The 20,539-nt window shown below is 70.4% G+C and carries 15 protein-coding genes and 1 pseudogene; 10 read left to right on the forward strand and 6 right to left on the reverse strand.

Annotation, left to right across the window (positions count from 1 at the left end; all coding sequences use genetic code 11):
• Nucleotides 1-283: 283 nt before the first annotated feature.
• Nucleotides 284-1,570: an ATP-binding protein gene (locus tag ABZ297_RS10395; RefSeq protein ID WP_355342551.1), complete on the forward strand. Its 1,287-nt coding sequence runs from the start codon at nucleotides 284-286 to the stop codon at nucleotides 1,568-1,570.
• A gap of 315 nt (nucleotides 1,571-1,885) precedes the next feature.
• Here ABZ297_RS10395 and ABZ297_RS10400 read toward each other — a convergent pair whose 3' ends face one another.
• Genes ABZ297_RS10400 through ABZ297_RS10410 form a run of 3 tightly spaced genes read right to left on the reverse strand, consistent with a single transcriptional unit; the run spans nucleotide 1,886 to nucleotide 4,902 of the window.
• Complete coding sequence (locus ABZ297_RS10400) at nucleotides 1,886-3,421, reverse strand: tripartite tricarboxylate transporter permease (RefSeq protein ID WP_355342553.1); 1,536 nt, start codon at nucleotides 3,419-3,421, stop codon at nucleotides 1,886-1,888.
• Entirely contained in the window at nucleotides 3,422-3,931 is a 510-nt protein-coding gene (locus ABZ297_RS10405; RefSeq protein WP_355342555.1) for a tripartite tricarboxylate transporter TctB family protein, read from the reverse strand.
• Nucleotides 3,931-4,902: a tripartite tricarboxylate transporter substrate binding protein gene (locus tag ABZ297_RS10410; protein ID WP_355342558.1), complete on the reverse strand. Its 972-nt coding sequence runs from the start codon at nucleotides 4,900-4,902 to the stop codon at nucleotides 3,931-3,933. The genes ABZ297_RS10405 and ABZ297_RS10410 overlap by 1 nt, the downstream gene beginning before the upstream one ends.
• A 137-nt stretch (nucleotides 4,903-5,039) precedes the next feature.
• Here ABZ297_RS10410 and ABZ297_RS10415 point away from each other — a divergent pair, with 137 nt between their 5' ends.
• The 3 genes from ABZ297_RS10415 (at nucleotide 5,040) to ABZ297_RS10425 (ending at nucleotide 9,379) form a co-directional block, all read left to right on the forward strand.
• Complete coding sequence (locus ABZ297_RS10415) at nucleotides 5,040-6,623, forward strand: sensor histidine kinase (protein ID WP_355342561.1); 1,584 nt, start codon at nucleotides 5,040-5,042, stop codon at nucleotides 6,621-6,623.
• Nucleotides 6,620-7,294 carry a response regulator gene (locus ABZ297_RS10420; RefSeq protein WP_355342564.1) on the forward strand — a complete coding sequence of 225 codons (675 nt, stop codon included), beginning with the start codon at nucleotides 6,620-6,622 and terminating at the stop codon, nucleotides 7,292-7,294. Before ABZ297_RS10415 ends, ABZ297_RS10420 begins: the two co-directional genes overlap by 4 nt.
• 93 nt (nucleotides 7,295-7,387) lie before the next feature.
• On the forward strand, nucleotides 7,388-9,379 hold the full coding sequence (locus tag ABZ297_RS10425; RefSeq protein WP_355342567.1) for a VanW family protein: 1,992 nt from the start codon (nucleotides 7,388-7,390) through the stop codon (nucleotides 9,377-9,379).
• Here the strand turns inward: ABZ297_RS10425 and ABZ297_RS10430 are convergent.
• Nucleotides 9,369-10,442 carry a PQQ-dependent sugar dehydrogenase gene (locus tag ABZ297_RS10430; RefSeq protein WP_355342570.1) on the reverse strand — a complete coding sequence of 358 codons (1,074 nt, stop codon included), beginning with the start codon at nucleotides 10,440-10,442 and terminating at the stop codon, nucleotides 9,369-9,371. The two genes, ABZ297_RS10425 and ABZ297_RS10430, sit on opposite strands and share 11 nt — an antisense overlap.
• A gap of 38 nt (nucleotides 10,443-10,480) precedes the next feature.
• Here ABZ297_RS10430 and ABZ297_RS10435 point away from each other — a divergent pair, with 38 nt between their 5' ends.
• The 6 genes and pseudogenes from ABZ297_RS10435 to ABZ297_RS10460 all read left to right on the forward strand — a co-directional run bounded on the left by ABZ297_RS10435 (nucleotide 10,481) and on the right by ABZ297_RS10460 (nucleotide 18,384).
• Nucleotides 10,481-11,389 (forward strand): 2-hydroxyacid dehydrogenase, encoded by a 909-nt coding sequence (locus tag ABZ297_RS10435; RefSeq protein ID WP_355342573.1) that lies wholly within the window; start codon nucleotides 10,481-10,483, stop codon nucleotides 11,387-11,389.
• Nucleotides 11,390-11,602: 213 nt separating this feature from the next.
• Nucleotides 11,603-14,233 carry an EAL domain-containing protein gene (locus ABZ297_RS10440; protein WP_355342576.1) on the forward strand — a complete coding sequence of 877 codons (2,631 nt, stop codon included), beginning with the start codon at nucleotides 11,603-11,605 and terminating at the stop codon, nucleotides 14,231-14,233.
• 190 nt (nucleotides 14,234-14,423) lie between these two features.
• Nucleotides 14,424-16,178: pseudogene (locus tag ABZ297_RS10445) on the forward strand (acetolactate synthase large subunit); the annotation flags it as partial.
• Entirely contained in the window at nucleotides 16,175-16,699 is a 525-nt protein-coding gene (gene ilvN, locus ABZ297_RS10450; protein ID WP_355342579.1) for an acetolactate synthase small subunit, read from the forward strand. The pseudogene ABZ297_RS10445 and the gene ilvN, both read left to right, overlap by 4 nt.
• 22 nt (nucleotides 16,700-16,721) lie before the next feature.
• A complete protein-coding gene (gene ilvC / locus ABZ297_RS10455) occupies nucleotides 16,722-17,705 on the forward strand; it encodes a ketol-acid reductoisomerase (RefSeq protein WP_355342754.1) in 984 nt (327 codons plus the stop codon).
• Nucleotides 17,706-17,985: 280 nt separating this feature from the next.
• Entirely contained in the window at nucleotides 17,986-18,384 is a 399-nt protein-coding gene (locus ABZ297_RS10460) for an STAS domain-containing protein (protein ID WP_355342582.1), read from the forward strand.
• A 14-nt stretch (nucleotides 18,385-18,398) separates the two neighbouring features.
• Here ABZ297_RS10460 and ABZ297_RS10465 read toward each other — a convergent pair whose 3' ends face one another.
• Together ABZ297_RS10465 and dacB are read right to left on the reverse strand one after the other, a co-directional pair.
• Nucleotides 18,399-18,809 carry a hypothetical protein gene (locus ABZ297_RS10465; protein ID WP_355342585.1) on the reverse strand — a complete coding sequence of 137 codons (411 nt, stop codon included), beginning with the start codon at nucleotides 18,807-18,809 and terminating at the stop codon, nucleotides 18,399-18,401.
• A 145-nt stretch (nucleotides 18,810-18,954) separates the two neighbouring features.
• On the reverse strand, nucleotides 18,955-20,499 hold the full coding sequence (gene dacB, locus ABZ297_RS10470) for a D-alanyl-D-alanine carboxypeptidase/D-alanyl-D-alanine-endopeptidase (protein ID WP_355342588.1): 1,545 nt from the start codon (nucleotides 20,497-20,499) through the stop codon (nucleotides 18,955-18,957).
• Nucleotides 20,500-20,539: the final 40 nt, after the last annotated feature.

Below are 20,539 nucleotides of genomic sequence, written 5' to 3' on the forward strand. Positions count from 1 at the left end.
CTGACCGTGCGCCTGCGGCCCGCCTTCCTTGTCGGCACGTCCAGGTCACATCACCGTGACGTCACCGTGAGGGACGCCACGGTGGCGGCGCCCGGGTGGTGAGCGCTCGGACGCGGTATGGCCGGGTTCCGCACGGCTCCCACACCGTTCGTTGCGACGTTGGCAGGCGGTACTTCGCCGGGGCGGGGGCTGAATGGGTGTCGAGGGCGGCGTGCTTCCGAGTAGGCTCGAGAACCTGATTTCGGGCTGCTCAACGTGGGTTTTTCCCTTGAGAGGGCATAAGATGCCGATAGGTGCCTCATCTAGATGCGGAGGCTCGGCCTTGCTGGTGGGATTCCGAGCCGCGAACGTCCTGTCGTTTCGCGGAGAGTTCGAGTTGTCCCTGCTCGCTCCGGACGGAGGCGATCGGGCCGCGAGATCACTCGATGGCCTGCGTGTCTCTCCCGTTGCGGCGATCTTCGGTGCCAATGCGTCCGGCAAGACCAACGTGCTGTCGGCCATGTGCTGGATGCGGCACGCCGTGCTGGACTCGGTCGCAGCCTGGGCGCGCGCCAAAGGCGTGCCCAGGCGGCCGTTCGCGCTCGACCGTGAGGCGACGCGAGAAGCTTCTCTGTTCGAGGTCGACATCCTGATCAGCGGAGACCGGTACGTCTACGGATTTGAGGTATCCGACCAGCGCGTGGAGACCGAGTGGCTCCACGTCTTCCCCAAAGGGAGCCGACGACGGCAGGTCTGGTTCGATCGGGACGCCGAACGGCCTGAACGAGGGGAGGACGAGTACCGGTTCCCAAGCGATCGCCTCAGGGGCGCGAAGAAGCCCGTGATCGACTACACCAGATCCGATGCCCTCTTCCTTACGGCTGCGGCATCACTCCAGCTGAAGCAGCTGGTCCCCGTCCATGACTGGTTCAAAGACAACTTGTGGCAGGTCAGCCCCGGCGACGATCTACGGCAGCGCGACGCCTACACCCGTTGGGAGCTTCTGAAACCCGAGTTCCGTGACCGGGTGGAAGGCCTGCTGTCAGTGGCTGACCTGGGAGTGACCGGAGTGGTGGTCGAGGACCGAGGCGAGGACACGCCCGAGGTCTTCCTGGTGCACCAGGGCAAGGACGGGCCCGTGCCCTTCGACATGCATCATCAGGAATCCTTCGGCACCCTCGCCTGGTTCGCGTTCCTGGGGCCACTGCTCAAGGCCCTCGACGACGGCGCGGTGCTGCTGGTGGACGAGCTGGACTCCAGCGTCCATCCACTGCTGGTGGCAGAGGTCGTCCGGCTCTTCGAGGACCCGGTGGCCAACCCACGAGGAGCGCAACTCATCTTCACCGGGCACGACGCGACCTTGCTGAGCAAGGCACATGTTCAGCGTCCGCTGGATCGCGAGCAGGTGTGGATCACGGAGAAGCGGCGAAGCGGTGAGTCCGAGCTCTACCCGCTCACCGAGGTCGGTGTGCGGGCTGACGAGAGTCTGGACCGCGGATACCTGCGCGGCCGATACGGCGGAGTGCCCCACATCGGGCTCAACGGGATGGCGGTGGAGATCGAGAAGTGCGCCGCTGGGGCCGAGGAGTGAGCCGGGTCAGGAGGAAAGGCCCGCCGACTGGTGCTGCGCGAGCGCCCCGTGCCGTCTCTGAGGGACGCAGACGCCAGGTGATCTACGCTGTGGTCGAAGGCGAGAGCACCGAACGGGACTATCTGGACTACCTGGAGACCAGGTTCGCGGGCGATCCCCGCGCTTTCGAGATCAAGGTCATCTGGCAGCGCAACGGCCTGAAGCCTCACGAAGTGGTGGAGCGCGCGCTGGAACGCTGCAGGCGGGGTCGGCCGGTGCTGAGGCCGGCGGTATCGCCGTTGAGCCCCCCGGCCTCCAACCGAGGGGCCGGGGGCGTCAGTGCTGGTTGGTCTCCTCTCGGGACGCGGGGGCAGGCGCTTCGGGGGTTCGGCGGGCCAGGAGCTTCCTGAAGACCGGGGTCAGCAGGGCCCCCGCGGCCAGGAGCAGCAGGATCACCGCCATCGGGCTGCTGACCAGGACGGTCGCGTCGCCCGCGCCGATCGCCAGCGCCCGCCTGAGCTGGATCTCCGCCATCGGCCCGAGGATCAGGCCGATCACGGCGGGCGCGACGGGCAGGCCGAAGCGCCGCATCGCGAACCCCAGCATGCCGAGCACGAAGAGCACGATCAGGTCGACGACCGTCCCGTTCAGCGCGTAGACGCCGAGCGCGGCGAACAGCACGATCCCGGCGTACAGGTACGGACGGGGGACGCGCAGCACCCGCGCCCACAGCGGCGCCAGTGGCAGGTTCAGCACGAGCAGCATCGTGTTGCCGATGAACAGCGACGCGATCATGCCCCACACCAGGGCCGGGTTGTGGTCGAACAGCTGCGGGCCCGGCTGCAGGCCGTACTGCTGGAAGGCGGCGAGCATGATCGCGGCCGTCGCGGACGTGGGCAGCCCCAGCGTGAGCAGCGGCACCAGGGTGCCCGCGGCGGAGGCGTTGTTGGCCGCCTCCGGCCCTGCCACGCCTTCGATGGCGCCCTTGCCGTACTCCTCGCGGGCGACGCCGCGCGCCAGCCGCTGCTCGGCCGCGTACGACAGGAACGTGGGGATCTCCGCGCCGCCGCCGGGCAGCGCGCCGAACGGGAAGCCCAGGGCGGTGCCCCGCAGCCACGGCAGCCACGACCTGCGCCAGTCGGCCTTGCCCATCCAGGCCCGGCCCACCGGCACCACCTCGGGTGTCGAGTGCCGCAGCCGCGAGGCCACGTACAGGGCCTCGCCGAGGGCGAACAGGCCGACGGCGACGATCACCACGTCCACGCCGTCGAGTAGTTGCGGGACGCCCAGGGTCAGGCGTGCCTGCCCGGTCTGCTGGTCGATCCCGATCAGCCCGATGACCAGGCCGATCCCCAGCGACGCCAGCCCGCGCACGATGGAGCGCGACAGCACCGACGACACCGCGGTGAAGGCCAGGATGGCCAGCGCGAAGTAGTCGGCGGGGCTGAACGAGATGGCGAAGCTCACCACTGCGGGCGCCGCCACGACCAGCAGGGCGGTCGCGATGGTGCCCGCCACGAACGAGCCGATGGCGGCCGTGGCCAGGGCCTGTGCCGCCCTGCCGCGCCTGGCCATCTTGTTGCCCTCCAGCGCGGTGATCATCGAGGACGACTCGCCGGGCGTGTTGAGCAGGATGGACGTGGTGGATCCGCCGTACATGCCGCCGTAGTAGATCCCGGCGAACATGATGAAGGCGCTGGTCGGAGGGACGGTGAAGGTGATCGGCAGCAGCAGCGCGACGGTCATGGCCGGGCCGATGCCGGGCAGCACGCCGACGAGCGTGCCGAGGGTGACGCCGATCAGCGCGTACATCAGGTTGACCGGGGTGAGCGCCGCGGCGAACCCGTCCATCAGGAGCTGGAACGACTGCACCTAGAGCACCCCCTGCAGCAGCCCGCCGGGCAGCGTGACGCCCAGGCCCTTCACGAACAGCAGGTACGTGACGAGCCCGACGATCACGCCGACCACCGCCGCGCGCACCTTGTGCTCGGCGCCCAGGGCCAGTGACAGGCCGAAGAACAGCAGGCTGGCGGCGAGGACCCAGCCGAGCGGGTTCAGCAGCGCCGTGAAGGCCAGGAAGATGCCGCTCACCAGGCCGACGCTGCGCCAGTCGGCGGGTGCGTCGACGTCCACGTCCTCGCTCTCCTCGGGGTCGCCCCGGCCGCCGCGCAGCACGTCGGCCACGTAGAACAGGCCGATGACGATCATGGAACCGCCCACCAGCATCGGGAAGAACCGCGGCCCGAGACCGAGCTGGGAGGCGGCGGCGGAGACGTCCAGCGTGCCGAGCACGACGAAGACGCCCAGGCCGAGCACCACCAGCGCCAGCCCCAGCTCGGGCCGCCACCATCGCCGCTTCGCGACGTCCTGAGGCGTGGACATCAGGAGACGACGCCCAGTTCGGCGATGATGCCCTTGACCCGGGTCTCCTCGGAGGTGAGGAAGTCGGTGAACTGCTGGCCGGTCTGGAACGAGTCGATCCAGCCGTTCTTGGCCACCGCGTCCTTCCACGTCTGCGAGTCGTGCATCTTGGTCACCAGGTCGGTCAGCGCCTTCTTGTCGGCGTCGCTGAGCCCGCTGGGGGCGACGAAACCGCGCCAGTTGGCCAGCTCCACGTCCAGGCCGCCCTCCTTGAGGGTGGGCGCGTCGAGTTCGGCGATGCGCTGGGCGGAGCTGACGCCGAGCGCGCGCAGCTTGCCGGACTTCACGTGCTCGGCGAACTCGCCGGCGCCCGAGATGCCCGCTGTCACGTTGTTGCCGAGCAGCGCGTTGAGCGCCTCCCCGCCGCCGGAGTGCGCGATGTAGTTGACCTGCTTCGGGTCCACGCCACCGGCCTTGGCCATCAGACCGGCCAGGATGTGGTCGGTGCCGCCTGCAGAGCCGCCCGCGATGGAGACCTTCTTCGGGTCGGCCTTCCAGGCGGCGACGAGGTCGGCCAGCGACTTCAGCGGCGAGTTCGCCGGGACGACGACGAGCTCGTACTCCTCGGTCAGCTTGGCGATCGGCGTCGTCTGCGCCAGCGTGACCTTGGACTTGTTCTGCTCGATGGCTCCCACCATGACCAGGCCCATGGTCATCAGCAGGTTGCCGTTGCCGTTCTCGCCCGCGAGCTGTGCCAGGCCGATCGTGCCGCCGGCGCCGGGCACGTTGAAGACCTCGACCTTGCGCTTGGGGTCGGCGGTCTTGAAGGCCTGCTCGGCGGTGCGCGACGTCTGGTCCCAGCCGCCGCCGGGCGCGGCGGGCGCCATGATGCGCAGCGCGCTGGTGCCGCCGCCGGAGGAGCCGGTGTCGCCGCAGCCGGTCAGCGCGGCGACGGAGAGCGCCGCGAGGGCGGCGAGTATGCGCAGACGCATGATCACTCCAAGGGGGGATTTTCACGTTGTGAAATCTGGATGGTGAGGTGAGCACCCCCACGGAGTCGAGGGTTTGTGTGATTGCCGCCATATAGTTCGTATTGGTCGCGACCCCGCCGTGACCTGGGCATGTTTCCATGAGCCAGGTGAGACGGGTTATTGACGCCTCCCTGGGGACCCAACTGTTCGTCCTCCAGATGGTGATCGTGCTGCTGGCCGTCGGCGGCACGGCCGGCGTGTGGGCCAAGCACACGCGCAGCCAGCTCGACTCGCTGCACCAGCAGCGGGCGCTGGCCATCGCGCAGGCGGTGGCGGGGCTCCCTCAGGTGCGCGACGCCTTCGACATGAAAAATCCGGAAACGGTGCTGCAGCCGCTCGCCATGAGCGTCCAGGACGAGACCGACGCCGACTACGTGGTCATCGCCAACGCCTCGCAGACCCGCTACGCCCACCCCAACGCCGCCCTGATCGGCAAGAAGCTGTCGACTGACGGCACCACCGTGCTCAGGAGCGGCAGGAGCTGGGTCGGCACCGAAACGGGCACGATCGGTACCACGGTCAGGGGCAAGGCGCCGATCTTCGACGAGTACGGGCGGGTCGTCGGCCTGGTGTCGGTCGGCGTCCTGCAGACCACGGTCAACAGTCAGGTCGCGGGGGCGCTGCCGCCGCTGTTCTGGACCGCGCTGGCCGTCCTGCTCGTCGGGCTGACGGGAGCCGCGTTGATCACCGCTCGGGTGCGCAGGCAGACGTTCGGCCTGGAGCCGCGTGAGATCGCCGGGCTGCTGGAGCAGCGCGAGGGCGTGCTGCACGGCGTCAAGGAGGGCGTGCTCGCGCTGGACCTCGCGGGCCGGGTGACGCTGGTCAACGACGCGGCCCGTGAGCTGCTCGGCGACGTCGGCGCCGACCTGACCCAGATGCCGGTCTCCGACCGCATGCGCGACGTGCTGGGCGGGGCCGACCCCGGCGAGGACCGCGTCGTCCTGCACCGCGACCGGGTGCTGGTGCTCAACCGCACCCCGGTGTCGGTACGCGGCCAGCACCGCGGCTGGGTGGTGACCTTGCGCGACCGCACCGAGCTGGTGCGGCTGGCCCGCGAGCTGGACGACACCAGCAGCGCCACCGAGGCCCTGCGCGCCCAGGCGCACGAGTTCGCCAACCGTATGCACACCGTGGTCGGCCTGCTGGAGCTGGGCGAGCACGAGGCCGCCATCAGCTTCATCACCCGCACCACCCGCAGCGCGTACGCCACCGGCCTGCGCGAACGCGTCCAGGACCCGACGCTGGCCGCGCTGCTGCTCGCCAAGTCGGCCGAGGCGGCGGAGCGCGGCGCCCGGCTGGTCCTCTCGGACGACTCGGACGTGCCGCGAGGGGCGCTCGGTGACCCGCAGGACGCGGTCCTGGTCGTCGGCAACCTGGTGGCCAACGCGATCGACGCGCTCGACGGCGTGGAGGGGACGATCGAGGTGTCGGTGCGGGCCGGCGCGGAGGGCCTGCACGTCCGGGTCGGCGACTCGGGCCCCGGCATCGCGCCCGAGCTGGTCGAGGAGGTCTTCAGGGAGGGCTTCACCACCAAGGCGGCCCATTCGGGCCCGCGCGGCCTCGGCCTGGCCCTCACCAGGCAGGCGTGCCTGCGCAGGGGCGGCTGGGTGCGGGTGCGCAACGCCGACGGCGCGGTCTTCACGGCCCTGCTGCCGGCGCCGGTCGGGGCGGTGACCCCGTGAGCAGCCACGTGAGCGAGGTGCGGGTGCTCGTCGTGGACGACGACTTCATGGTGGCCCGCATCCACAGCGGCTATGTGGCGCGGGTGCCGGGCTTCCGGGTGGTGGCGTCGGCGCACAACGGCGAGGACGCGCTCGCCGCGGCGGCCGAGCTCCGGCCCGACCTGGTGCTGCTCGACATCTACCTGCCCGACATGTCCGGGTTGGAGGTGCTGAAGGCGCTGCACGACGTGGACGTCCTGATGATCAGCGCCGCCCGTGACGTGCCGACGGTCAGGGAGGCGATGCGCGGCGGCGCGGTCGGCTACCTGATCAAGCCGTTCACCGCCACCGCCCTCGCCGACCGGCTCAAGCAGTACGCCGACACCAGGAAGCAGCTCACCGCGATCGGCCCGGAGGCCCGCCAGGACGACGTGGACCGGCTCTTCGGCACGCACACGGCCGCCGCGTCGCTGCCCAAGGGGTTGTCCCCGGCGACGTGCGCCCTGGTGGCGCAGACGCTGCGGGAGGCCGGTCGCGACCTGTCGGCGTCCGAGACGGCGGAGCTCGCCGGGCTGTCCCGGGTGAGCGCGCGCCGCTATCTGGAGTACCTGTGCGTGGCGGGCCGCGCGGAGCTCCGGCCCAGGTACGGAACCGCCGGACGGCCCGAACATCGCTATCGGTGGCTAGGTTGACACATACCCGTAGCCATTTCTGGTGACATAGAGGGATGCTTCTGCCTTACTGTTGCCTGGAGATGTGGCTGCGGAGCGGGAGGAGATTGAGGCGTGCGTAACGCCGGACCGATCGAATCGCCGACCGACCCGTTCTCCTCCGTGCCGCTGCCCACGCGCGGCACCAACAGGAAACCGAAGGCCGAGGGCCTTCCGCCGGGCGTGTCGCGCGACATCTTCGGCCCGAACGGCCAGCCGGAACCGCCGTCGCGGGCCCCGGGCGGCCAGAGCGGCCAGGGTGGCGGGCTGCCACCCGTGGCCCCGCCGCCGCAGCCGTGGCCGATGCGCGAGGGACAGGCCCAGGAGCCGCTTGCGCCCACCCCCGTGTTCGGCCTGTCGGGCTCGCCGGAGCGGCTGCCCGCCTTCATCGACCCCGAGCCGCCGCGCCGCCGGCGCCTGCTGCCCGCCATCGCGTTGCTGGTCGTGGCGCTGGCCGCGCTGGCGTACGTGGTGCCCGCGGTGCTCATGTCCGGCTCGGTGCTGCGCGGCACCCGCGTCGCGGGCGTCGACATCGGCGGGCTGACCGTCACGCAGGCCGCGGACAAGCTCCGCAGCGAACTGACCACCAAGCTCAACAAGCCCGTCGTCGTCGACATCGGCGGGCGCAAGGACACCATCCAGGCCGACGAGGCGGGCCTCGAACTCGACGTCGTCGCCACGATCGGGCAGGCGTCCAGTGGCTTCCCCTCTCCCATGGAGGTGTGGCGCGGGCTGACGGGCACCACCGATCTGGACCCGAAGGTGACCATCGACTCCTCCCAGCTCACCAGGACCGTGGAGGGGATCGCGGAGTCCGTCGACAAGGCCCCTCGCGAGGGCCGCGTCGCCTTCAACGGCGTGACCCCCGTCGCGCGCGCCCCCCACGACGGCGTCCTGCTCGACCGGGCTGATGCGGTCCGGGTGATCAGCGACGCGTTCCTGCACGCGCGCGACACGGCCGCGCTCACCCTCAGGCCCGCCAAGCCCGAGACCACGCTCACCGCCGTCAGGCGGGCACAGGCGGACGCCGAGCGGGCAGTCGCCCGGCCGGTCACGCTGACCGCGGGCACCAAGCAGGTCCAGCTGCCCGCCGCCACCATCGCGAAGCACCTGTCCTTCGTCTCGGACGGCAAGGGCGGCCTGGAGCCTCAGTTCGACGCCAAGGGCGCGATCGCCACGGTGGAGAGCCGCCTGATCGACGCCGCCCAGGCGCCGCGCGACGCCACGTACGAGATCGTGAACGGCAGGCCGACGCTCGTCTCCGCCCGCCGCGGCAGGGGAGTGGACGACAAGCAGCTCGCCCGCGACATGGCCAAGGCGCTCACCGCGGACGGCAACCGTGTCGTCCCTGTCGCGCTCGCCGCCGTCACACCCGAGGTCACCACCGAGGAGGTGAGCGGCCTCGGCATCAAGGAGAAGGTGGCCGACTTCACCACCCCCTTCGACTGCTGTCAGCCGCGCGTCACCAACATCAGGCAGATGGCGACCCAGCTGGATGGTCAGATGGTGAAGCCGGGCGACACGTTCTCACTCAACGAGGTGCTGGGTGAGCGGACGGTCGAGGGCGGCTACGTCATGGCCCCGCAGATCGTCGGCGGCCGACAGGTGCAGATCGTCGGCGGCGGCGGCTCGCAGTTCGCCACGGCCCTGTACAACGCGGCCTACTTCGCCGGGTTCGAGGACGTCGAGCACACGCCGATGGACTACCACGACACCCGCTATCCGGCCGGACGCGACGCCGCGCTGCTCTACCGGGACCTGGACCTGAAGTGGCGCAACGACTCCGACTACGGCGTGCTGATCAAGACGGAGTCGACCGCCACCTCGGTCACCGTCACGCTGTGGAGCACCAAGCGCTACGACAAGGTCGAGGCGGTCGAGTCGGACAAGCGGAACTTCACCCCGTTCCGTCGCGAGTCGGGCACCGGCCCGGCCTGCCGGCCCGTGACGGGGCAGCAGGGCTTCACGATCGACGTCACCCGCGTGATGTACGTCGACGGCAAGGAAGCCAAGCGGGACAAGAAGCAGACCACCAAGTACCGGCCGCAGGCGCAGATCACCTGCTAGGAGTGACCGACAGGATCTGGTCGTCGCCCTGCCGCGGCGTGCCCCTGCCGTCCTTGTTGCTGGTCGACACCCAGAGCGTCCCGTCGGGGGCGGGGGTCACCGCGCGGAGCCTGCCGTACCGGCCGGTGAAGTGCGCGACCGGGGTGCCGGCGGAGCCGTCACGGCCCAGCGGGATCTGCCACAGGCGCTCGCCGCGCAGCGCGGCCATCCACAGCGAGCCGTCGGCGTAGGCCAGCCCGGACGGGGACGCCTCGGACGTCCGCCAGGTGAGAACCGGGTTCACGTAGGCGGGGTTGTCGCCGCGCCCCTCGACCTCCGGCCAGCCGTAGTTGCCGCCCGGCTTGATCTGGTTGAGCTCGTCGTAGGTGTTCTGGCCGAACTCCGAGGCGTACATCCTGCCCGACGGGTCCCAGGCGAGCCCCTGGACGTTGCGGTGGCCGTAGCTGTAGACGAGCGTGCCGAAGGGGTTGCCGGGGGCGGGCGCGCCGTCGGTGGTCATGCGCAGGATCTTGCCGGCGAGTGAGTCGCGCTGCTGGGCGAGCCCGTCCTGGCCGGTCTCGCCGGTGCCCGCGTACAGGTAGCCGTCGGGGCCGAAGGCGAGCCGCCCGCCGTTGTGTATGACTCCCTTGGGGATGCTGTGGACGATGACCTTGGCCTCGCCCAGGCGGTCGCCGGTGAGGCGATAGCGGACGATCCGGTTGCCGTCGGCCGCGGTGAGGTAGAGGAAGACCTGCTCGCCCTTGACGGCCACGCCGAGCAGGCCGCCCTCGCCCTCGGGGCTGACCTCGGCGACCTTGCCCAGGTCGGTCACCTTGCCGGCCTGGCTCACCCTGAGCAGCCGGGCGGAGTCGCGCTCGGTCACCAGCGCGTCGCCGCCGGGCAGGAAGGCGATCCCCCACGGCACGGCCAGCCCGGTCGCCACGGATCTCGGCTCGCCCGGCGGCGGCGCGGCGGGCACCGTGCTGTCCGGGTGGGCGTCAGCTGTGGCGTCGGCCGTCACCCCGCCCGCGGTGGAGCAGGCGGTGACCCCGGCGAGAAGCATGATCATCAAGAGTGTCCTCATGTGCACCATACTTCCCCCGGAGTCGTAAGGTTCTCGGCATGAAGATCTGGGTCCCCTCTGACGCGTTCGCCGAAGTCCTGTCTGATCTGCCCGGCGTCGAGTGCGCCGTCTACGACGGCACCGGGCCGCTGCCCGACGGCATCGACGAGGTCGAGGTCTGGATCCCGCCGCTCCTCACCGTGCCCGACGTGCCTGGAACGCTGGCCAGGATGGCCTCGCTGCGGCTCCTGCAGACCGTCACCGCGGGCGTGGAGCCGTACCGGCCGTACCTGCCCGAGGGCGCGGTCCTGTGCAACGCGCGCGGCGCGCACGACGCGGGAACCGCCGAATGGGCGGTCGGGGCGATGATCGCGGTGCTGCGGGAGTTCCCCGGCTTCCTCGACGCGCAGCGGCGCGGCCAGTGGACCTACCACCACACAGGCGTGCTCGCCGACTCCACCGTGCTGATCGTCGGCTACGGGTCCATCGGGGCCGCGCTGGAGAGGCGGCTCGACGGGTTCGAGGTCGAGGTCGTCAGGGTCGCCAGGAGCGCGCGCGAGGGCGTCCACGGCATGGACGAGTTGCCCGCGCTGCTGCCGGAGGCCGACGTCGTGGTGCTGCTCGTGCCCACCACCCCCGACACCGCCGGCATGGTCGACGCCGCCTTCCTCACCCGGATGAAGGACGGCGCCGTGCTCGTCAACGCCGCCAGGGGCGGGATCGTCGACACGGATGCCCTGGTTTCTGAGCTGAAGACCGGTAGGCTGCGCGCAGCGCTGGACGTGACCGAGCCGGAGCCGCTGCCCGAGGGCCACCCCCTCTGGAGCTCTCCCGGTGTCCTGATCACCCCGCACGTCGCCGGCAGCACCCCTGCCTCCGCCCGGCGCCAGCTGCGGCTCATCCGCTCGCAGCTCCTGCGCTACCTCGCCGGCGAGCAGCTCAACAACGTGATCACCGAAGCGTACTGAGAGGATTCCGGACCGTGGCTGGTCCGTGACCTGCGGTGCGTACGGTTGCTTCTACTGAGAATTCCTGACTCACTGTCAAGTAAATCTTCGTGACAAATGGTCTGTGTGGTTATCAGATCGGTGACGACATCGGCGTTATCACCACTCGCGCACCCGCAACCGCACACACTGGCGATGTCAATTGCCGGTATCGAGACGGGATGGGCAACGACTGTGATCCGCTCGCGTGATCCACGGGCACCACTGGCCGCCGCGGCGGCGGCCGGTGCCGCAGGGTTCGCGGCCGCGCTCCTAGCGGGCGGCCCGGCCCTGCTGACCGGTGCGATCGCGGGGCTGTTCGCGGCGCTGCTCGCCGCAGTCTCGCTGCTGGTCGCCTCGGTCAGGCAGGCGGGGAGCCGCGCCGCGACGGGCGCCCGCTGGATGGGCGGCGGCGCGGTCGTGTGGGCCGCGGGCGTGGGCGTCAGGCCCGCCGCGGAGAGCTCCAGCTTCGGGGTGAACTTCGCCGACCTGCTCGTGCTGGTCGGCACCGTGATGCTGGCGGGCGGCGCGCTCATCGCGGCCGGCCGCGGCACCCCGGCCGCCCGGGTCGTCTTCCGGCAGGTCACCGACTCCTATCTGTCCGCGGCCTCGCTCTTCCTGATCGGCTGGGTGGTGACGCTGCGGCACGTCTACGCCGACGCCGCCGACCCGGCCGTGTTCACCTTCGCCATGCTGCCGCCGATGATCTCGCTGCTGGTGACCTGCGCGATCGTCCCGTCCGTGGCCACGGGCAGGTCGAACTCGTGGCTGCTCAGCCTGGCCGGGCTCGGCGTCCTCGCCACCACCACGGTGGCGGAGGCGGGCGCCGCGATCGCGCGGCTCGACGGCTCGACCCCGCAGGTGTGGAGCCTCATGCTCGCGCCGGTGGCGTTCCTGCTGCTGGCCGCCGTTCCCTGGGGCCGGCGCGTCCTGGAATCGCGCAGCCCGTTCGGGCCGGCCGTCGGCAACCTGGTCGCGATGGTCCCGCTGGCGCTGGTCGCCGTCGCCACCTGCACGATGCTCGTCCACCTGGCGGGCGGTCGCGAGCGGGAGCCCGTCACCGGCGTCGTCGTCCTGGCCGCCTCCACGGTGCTGCTCCTGATCGTCCGGGTGTTCGTGCTGGAGGGGGCGACCATACGGCTGCGCAGGCTCGTCTCGCTCGGCGACCGGCAGCTGCGAGAGCTGGCCGAGAGCACCGGCGACGTCGTGCTGCGCTGCGACTACGACGGGATCGTGCGGGAGATCGGGCCGGGCGTCGAGGCCATGTACGGCTACCGTCCCGAGGAGCTCGTCGGCGGGACGATCTTCGACTACATCCACCCGGAGGACGTGCCCGGCATCCAGGCGGCGCTGCGCGCGATGGGCCTCGACGACGAGGGCGCGCCCCCTGGCGCCTGCATGATCGCCTGCCGGGTGCGCGCGTCCGACGGCACCTGGCGGCCCACGGAGTCGGTGGCGACCTGGCACGTGGGCGGCGAGGAGATGCTGCTCGTCACCACCCGCGACGTGAGCGACGAGGAGGCGCTGCGCAACCAGGTCGCGCACCTGACCTTCCACGACGGGATCACCGGGCTGCCCAACCGCGCCTACTTCGAGGAGCGCACCCGCGAGGTGCTGTCGGGGCGCACGGCCGGGCACGTCGCGGTGATCTTCCTGGACCTCGACGGTTTCACCTCGGTCAACGACTCGGTCGGGCACGCCAGCGGCGACTACCTGCTCGGGCAGGCCGCCCGCAGGCTGCGCGGCGCCGTACGTCCCGACGACACGCTGGCCAGGTGGGGCGGCGACGAGTTCGCGGTGCTGCTGGAGACGGGTGGCGAGGCGCAGCTCGCGGTCGACCTGGCCGAGCGGCTCGTCAGGGCGGTCTCCCAGGAGCCGTTCCGGGTGGCCGACCGCGACGTGGCGCTCACCGCCAGCGTCGGCGTGGCCTTCACCGAGGAGGAGATGCCCGCGGGCGACCTGATCCGCAACGCCGACGTCGCCATGGCGCGTTCCAAGGAGCTGGGCGGACGCCGGGTCGAGGTGTTCGCCGCGCAGATGCACGCCGACGTGGTGCGCAGGCTGGAACTGGCCGCAGATCTGCAGCGGGCGCTGATCGAGCAGCAGTTCGCCATCGAGTACCAGCCGGTGGTCGACCTGGCGACGTCCCGGGTGACGGCGGTCGAGGCGCTGGTGCGGTGGTGGCGCGGGTCGGTCTTCGTGCCTCCCGAGCAGTTCCTCGGCCCGGCCGAGGACACCGGGCTGATCGTGCCGCTGAGCGAGTGGATCCTGCGCGAGTCGTGCCGCGAGGTGGCCGCCTGGCGGGCCTCGTCCTGGGACATCGGGCTGTCGGTCAACCTGTCGGCGCGCCAGATCACCGCGCCCAGGTTCGTCGAGACCGTCGAGGAGGCGCTGGCGGAGAGCGGCCTGCCCGCGTCCGCGCTGACCCTCGAGGTGATCGAGGAGATGCTGGTCGAGGACGCGGAAGAGACGATCAAGCGGCTGACCGAGCTGCGGGAGCTCGGGGTGCGGCTGGCCATCGACGACTTCGGCACCGGCTACGCCTCGCTGGCCTTCCTGCGGCAGCTCCCGGTCGACATGATCAAGATAGACCCGTCGTTCGTCTCGGGGCTCGGCCGCGACGAGACCCTGTCGCTGCTCACCCGCACGATCGTGCGGCTCGGTCACGACCTCGGGCTGATCGTGGTGGCCGAGGGAATCGAGCGTCCGGAGCAGCTCGAACTGCTGCGGGAGATGGGCTGCACGCGCGGCCAGGGCTTCCTCGTGGCCCGGCCGATGGCGGCCCGAGGGGTGGACTCGCTGATGCGGACGAGTCTCACTGTGTGAGACCTGTGTCCCACCAAGTTGACATCATGGCCTGATGTGCGGCTACAGTGTGGCCATGCTTCGCAGTGAGATTCTCGTAGTACTTCGCCGGCGCGCGGGCCGATAGCGAAGCACTTCGACCTGCGCGCCGCCCCAGTCCCACCGCCGTGGGAAGGGGCATTTTTTATGTCCTGAACGCGAGAGCAGCCACGCAAGGAACGAGCCGATGACCGAACGGATGACAGGTGCACAGGCCCTGGTGAGGGCGCTGGAGCACGTGGGAGTCGACACCGTGTTCGGGATCCCGGGCGGCGCCATCCTCCCCGCCTACGATCCCCTCTACGACTCGACCAAGGTCCGGCACGTGCTCGTACGGCACGAGCAGGGCGCCGGTCACGCGGCCGAGGGCTACGCGCAGGCGACCGGCAGGGTCGGGGTCTGCATGGCGACCAGCGGCCCAGGCGCCACCAACCTGGTCACCCCGATCGCCGACGCCTACATGGACTCGGTGCCGATCGTGGCGATCACCGGGCAGGTGGCCACGTCCATGATCGGTACGGACGCGTTCCAGGAAGCTGACATCTCCGGCATCACCATGCCGATCACCAAGCACAACTTCCTGATCACCGACCCGGAGGAGATCCCTCGCACGATCATGGAGGCGTTCCACATCGCCTCCACCGGGCGCCCCGGGCCCGTGCTGGTCGACATCGCCAAGGACGCGCTCCAGGCCGACACCACCTTCACCTGGCCGCCCACCATGCAGCTCCCGGGCTACCGTCCGGTCACGCGTCCGCACTCCAAGCAGATCCGCGAGGCGGCCAAGCTGATCGCCGAGTCCAGGCGGCCCGTCCTGTACGTCGGCGGCGGCGTGCACAAGGCCGGTGCCTCGCCGGAGCTGCTGCGGCTGGCCGAGCTGACGAACATCCCGGTCGTCACCACCCTGATGGCGCGCGGCACGTTCCCCGACAGCCACCCCCAGCACATGGGCATGCCGGGCATGCACGGCAGCGTCTCCGCGGTCGGCGCGCTGCAGAAGTCCGACCTGATCATCGGGCTGGGCGTGCGCTTCGACGACCGGGTGACCGGGCAGCTCTCGTCGTTCGCGCCGAACGCCAAGATCGTGCACGCCGACATCGACCCGGCCGAGATCTCCAAGAACCGCCACGCGGACGTGCCGATCGTCGGCGACTGCAAGGAGGTCATCGGCGACCTGATCGGCGCGGTCGAGGCGGCCGGTGATAAGGGCGACTACAGCGACTGGTGGGCACTGCTCAACGGGCTGAAGAAGACCTACCCGCTCGGCTACGAGGAGTTCGAGGACGGCTCGTTGGCCCCGCAGTACGTGATGCAGCGGCTGAGCGCGATCGCCGGCCCCGAGGCGTACTACGTGGCGGGTGTGGGGCAGCACCAGATGTGGGCGTCGCAGTTCATCGGCTACGAGAACCCCGGCACGTTCATCAACTCCGGCGGGCTCGGCACGATGGGCTTCGCGGTCCCTGCCGCGATGGGCGCCAAGATGGGCCGCCCCGAGTCCACGGTGTGGGCCATCGACGGCGACGGCTGCTTCCAGATGACCAACCAGGAGCTGGCCACCTGCACGCTGGAGGGAGTGCCGATCAAGATCGCCGTCATCAACAACGGCAACCTCGGCATGGTCCGGCAGTGGCAGACCCTCTTCTACGACAAGCGCTACTCCAACACCGACCTGCAGACGACACGCCGCATCCCCGACTTCGTCAAGCTCGCGGAGGCCTATGGTTGTGTCGGCCTGCGATGCGAGCGCCCCGAGGACGTCGACGCGACCATCAAGAAGGCCATGGAGATCAACGACGTGCCCGTCGTGGTCGACTTCGTGGTCCACCAGGACGCGATGGTCTGGCCGATGGTCGCGGCAGGCACGAGCAACGACGACATCAAGATCGCCCGGGACATGGCCCCGGTCTGGGACAGCGAGGACTCATGAGCAGGCACACGCTCTCCGTGCTGGTGGAGAACAAGCCCGGCGTACTGGCCCGGGTCTCCTCGCTCTTCAGCAGGCGGGGCTTCAACATCGACTCGCTCGCGGTCGGGCCGACCGAGCACTCCGACATCTCCCGCATGACCATCGTCGTCAGCGTCGAGGAGCTGCCGCTGGAGCAGGTCACCAAGCAGCTGAACAAGCTGGTGAACGTGCTCAAGATCGTCGAGCTGGACCCTGCGCAGTCCGTCCAGCGCGAGCTGATGCTGATCAAGGTCAAGGCCGACGCCGAGAACCGGTCCAGCGTGCTGGAACTCGTCCAGCTCTTCCGCGCCCGCTGCATCGATGTGGCGGCCGACGCCGTGACCATCGAGGTCACCGGCACCACCGACAAGCTCGAGGCGTTTGTCAAGGTACTCGAGCCGTTCGGTATTAAGGAACTAGTCCAATCGGGCATGGTGGCCATCGGCCGCGGCGCCCGATCCATTACCGACCGGTCCCTCAGGGCACTGGACCGTACCGCCTGAAAGGTATATGCAAGTGACCGAGATCTACTACGACGACCAAGCCGACCTGTCCATCATCCAGGGGCGTCACGTGGCCGTGCTGGGGTACGGCAGCCAGGGCCACGCCCACGCGCTCTCCCTGCGTGACTCGGGCGTGGACGTGCGCGTCGGCCTTCCCGAGGGCTCCAAGAGCCGCGAGAAGGCGGAGAACGACGGCTTGCGCGTCCTTACTCCGTCCGAGGCGGTGGAGGAGGCCGACCTCACGATGATCCTGGCGCCGGACCACATCCAGCGCCACCTGTACGCCGAGCACGTCGCCCCCAACCTCGTTGAGGGCGACGCGCTGTTCTTCGGCCACGGCCTGAACATCCGCTACGGCCTCATCGAGGCCCCCGAGGGCGTCGACGTCTGCATGGTCGCCCCCAAGGGCCCCGGCCACCTCGTCCGCCGTCAGTTCGAGGCCGGGCGCGGCGTGCCGTGTCTCGTCGCCGTCGAGAAGGACGCCTCGGGCAGGGCCCTCGACCTCGCGCTCTCGTACGCGAAGGGCATCGGCGGCACCAGGGCCGGCGCGCTGCGCACCACGTTCACCGAGGAGACCGAGACCGACCTCTTCGGCGAGCAGGCCGTGCTCTGCGGCGGCGTGTCCGAGCTCATCAAGGCCGGCTTCGAGACCCTGATCGAGGCCGGGTACCAGCCGGAGGTCGCCTACTTCGAGTGCCTCCACGAGATGAAGCTCATCGTCGACCTGATGTACGAGGGCGGCATCTCGAAGATGTACTGGTCGGTGTCCGACACCGCCGAGTACGGCGGCTACACCCGCGGCCCGCGCGTCATCACCGACGAGACCCGTCAGGAGATGCGCCGCATCCTGGGCGAGATCCAGGACGGCACGTTCGCCAGGCAGCTCGTCGAGGAGTTCGACAGCGGCCAGACCGAGTTCAAGCGTCACCGCGAGGAGCTGGCGAACAACCCGATCGAGCAGACCGGCGCCAAGCTCCGCCCGATGATGAGCTGGCTCAAGGCCTGACCACCCGCTCTCGCCACGGGGCGCCTGCCCCGCCCCGTGGCGAGGCGAGCGTCGCGACGGGGAAGAAGGCCGGCCCCCGAGCCGGCCGGACACGCCCAGGGCCTCGCCCTCGCACCCCGCATCGCGGAGCTCTGGACCTGACCGCCCGGCCACGATCGGGTGGCGTGCCCCGGCAGGAGAGCGGTCGAACCGCGAGTATCGTTCCGCGCGGCCGACCCAGCGCATACGATGGGCGGGAAGATCCGAAAACGCTCACCTCCCCTGCCTGCTGGGAGTTCTGATGGCCGGGCTGACCTGTACCTGCCAGCACCTGCCCGGCGTGACCGTGATCGCCGCGGGCGGAGACCTGGACCACACGACCGTCGGTCAGTTCGACGTCTTCGTCAGCGAGTCGCGCCAGCGGCCGGGCGACCACCTGGTGTTCGACCTGGCCGAGGTGCGCTTCATGGACAGCGCCGGGCTGCGGGCGCTGCTGAACGTGCACGCCTTCGCCGGCAGGCACGGCGGCACCGTCCGGCTGGCCGTGCTGCAACCCATGCCCGCCAGGCTCGTCCGGGTGACCCGGGTCGAGGAGCATCTCCCTGTGCACGGCACCGTCGACCAGGCGCTCACGGCCGCCCTGTCCACCGTGGAAACCCCGCGGCAGCCGGCCTCCGGCCGCGACGCGCCGCCGTCCTGACCGCCGCGGGCCGATCAGCGGCGGACTCTGGACCGGCGGACCGGGCAGCGATGGTCGGTGTGCCTGTTCGGGCAGCAGATCATCGCCACCGTGGTGAACCGGCCGCCTGACAGCCACTCGCCCCACTGCACGTCCACGCCGCGCGGCAGCGCGTCGGACGCGTTCTCCAGGCGGGTGCGCAGCCCGACGCCGTTCGGGTGGAGGAGTGCGGCGCTCAGCTTCGCGTACTGCGCGGCCAGCCAGTCCACGGCGGGCTCCACCTCGTCGAAGGTGGCGACGATCCGCGAGGACGGCTTCGCCAGCCAGTCGCCCGTGCGCATCGGCGGCAGCGGCGAACTGAGGAAGTCCGGCGAGTCGGGACGGCGCTCGTCCTCCCTCTCCTGCTCCTCGCCGTCGCCTGTCCAGGTGTAGGCGTGCCAGTGCATGGGCCCCCTACGAGTGCGTGCGCTCGTAGGAGTCCTTCCCCTGTACGGGGGCCTGATCACGAGGCCGGAGGTGAGGGCCTGCCGGGAGGGCGCGGTCGGACTGTCCGGACGGCCTAGGCGTGCCAGGCCGTCCAGGGCTGGGTAGTCAGCACTCGGCGGGCTTGAGCCAGGAGCATTCGAGGTCGGACGAGGTCGAGGCGGGCGCCTCGCGGAGCTGCGTGGGAGCGTTGACGGCGGCGCTGCGGGAGAACTGGGCCAGACGCACCGCGATCTTGTCTTCGATGTCCTTCGGCGAGCCCGACAGGTACTGGTTGAGCATGATGGAGAACACCAGCGGCTCACCCTCCGCGCTCGTGACGTACCCCGACAGCGACGTGACGCCAGTCAGCGACCCGGTCTTGGCGTGCACGTTGCCGGCCGCGGGCGTGCCCCGCATGCGGCTGCGCAGCGTGCCGCCGACGAAGCGGTCGGCGTTGCCCGCGATGGGCAGCGCGTCGTACCAGGTCTTGAACCACGGCTTGCCGCGTACGGCGGTCAGGAGCTGCGCGATCGAGCCGGGCGAGAAGCCGTCGCGGCGCGACAGGCCGGAGCCGTCGCGCATGTTGAGCACCTGCACGCCGTTGGCCTTGGCGAAGTCCGTGGACACCTTGAGCCCGGCCGCCCAGGTGCCCTGGTCGGCGACCTTGCGCCCCATGGCCTTGGTGAGGATCTCGGCGTGCATGTTGTTGCTCAGCTTGAGGAACGGCACGAGCAGTTCGCTCAGCGGCATGGACTCGTGCTTGGCCAGCTCGGACGCCCCGGCCGGGGCCGCGCCGGTGACCGTCGGCCCGAGCACCGTGACACCGTGCTTGGCCAGCGCCTTGCGGAACAGGGAGGAGACGTAGCGGGTGGGGTCGTCCACGGCGACCCACTCCTGGTACGGGTCGGCGACGGTGCCGGTGATCACGACCGTGTTGGTGGAGTGCTGCCGTTCGATGAGCACGTCGGTCTCGGAGCCGACCGTGGCCTTGTTGACGATCTTGAGGTAGTCGGTCTCCGGCGTGGTGGTGACCTTGACCTTGTCGCCCGACGCCGCCACCGACACGATCACCGACCCGGCGTCGTAGTCCCTGTCGGGGGACGCGGTCAGCGCCGAGATCTGCGCCGCGTAGTACGCGGTCTCGTCGTCCCAGGCCCAGTCGGTGCCGAGCCGGACGGAGTCGAACCAGGTGTCGTCGGCGACCAGCTTGCCGGTGACGACCTTGACGCCCGCCTCGGCGACCTTGGCGGCCAGCGCGTCGTAGTCCTCGGCCAACATGGTCGGGTCGCCGGTGCCGCGCAGGACGAGGTCGCCGGTCAGCACCGAGCCGGCCTTGCGCCCGGTGTTCAGCACGGTGGTGGGGAAGCGGTAGTCGAGGCCGAGCGCCTCGGCTGCGGCGGCGGAGGTGAACAGCTTGGTGTTGGACGCGGGGGTCATGAGCTTCCCGGCGTCGGTGGCGTAGAGCTCCTCGCCGTTGGCGGCGCTCTTGACGACCACTCCTGCCCTGGCGATCGTGAGCCGGGAGTCGGCGAGTATCTGGTTGATGTCCTGGGTCAGGTCGGCCACGCCCGCTGAGGGTTCGAGCGCGACCGCGGGGGAGGAGGGGCTGGACGCCCACGCGAGGGCCGCGACGAGCGAGCCCGCGACGAGGGAGGCTGAGGTGCGCCGCATGGGGTCTCCAAGGGACTGGGGGGTCTCGCCTCGGATCATG

It is taken from the genome of Nonomuraea sp. NPDC005983, from assembly GCF_040614375.1.
Lineage (GTDB): Bacteria > Actinomycetota > Actinomycetes > Streptosporangiales > Streptosporangiaceae > Nonomuraea.

Coding starts and splice junctions, on each gene's coding strand:
- ABZ297_RS10465 (WP_355342585.1), bottom strand. CDS start 18,809: ATGCACTGGCACGCCTACACCTGGACAGGCGACGGCGAGGAGCAGGAG.
- ABZ297_RS10435 (WP_355342573.1), top strand. CDS start 10,481: ATGAAGATCTGGGTCCCCTCTGACGCGTTCGCCGAAGTCCTGTCTGAT.
- ABZ297_RS10430 (WP_355342570.1), bottom strand. CDS start 10,442: ATGAGGACACTCTTGATGATCATGCTTCTCGCCGGGGTCACCGCCTGC.
- ABZ297_RS10395 (WP_355342551.1), top strand. CDS start 284: ATGCCGATAGGTGCCTCATCTAGATGCGGAGGCTCGGCCTTGCTGGTG.
- ABZ297_RS10410 (WP_355342558.1), bottom strand. CDS start 4,902: ATGCGTCTGCGCATACTCGCCGCCCTCGCGGCGCTCTCCGTCGCCGCG.
- dacB (WP_355342588.1), bottom strand. CDS start 20,499: ATGCGGCGCACCTCAGCCTCCCTCGTCGCGGGCTCGCTCGTCGCGGCC.
- ABZ297_RS10460 (WP_355342582.1), top strand. CDS start 17,986: ATGGCCGGGCTGACCTGTACCTGCCAGCACCTGCCCGGCGTGACCGTG.
- ilvN (WP_355342579.1), top strand. CDS start 16,175: ATGAGCAGGCACACGCTCTCCGTGCTGGTGGAGAACAAGCCCGGCGTA.
- ABZ297_RS10405 (WP_355342555.1), bottom strand. CDS start 3,931: ATGTCCACGCCTCAGGACGTCGCGAAGCGGCGATGGTGGCGGCCCGAG.
- ABZ297_RS10415 (WP_355342561.1), top strand. CDS start 5,040: ATGAGCCAGGTGAGACGGGTTATTGACGCCTCCCTGGGGACCCAACTG.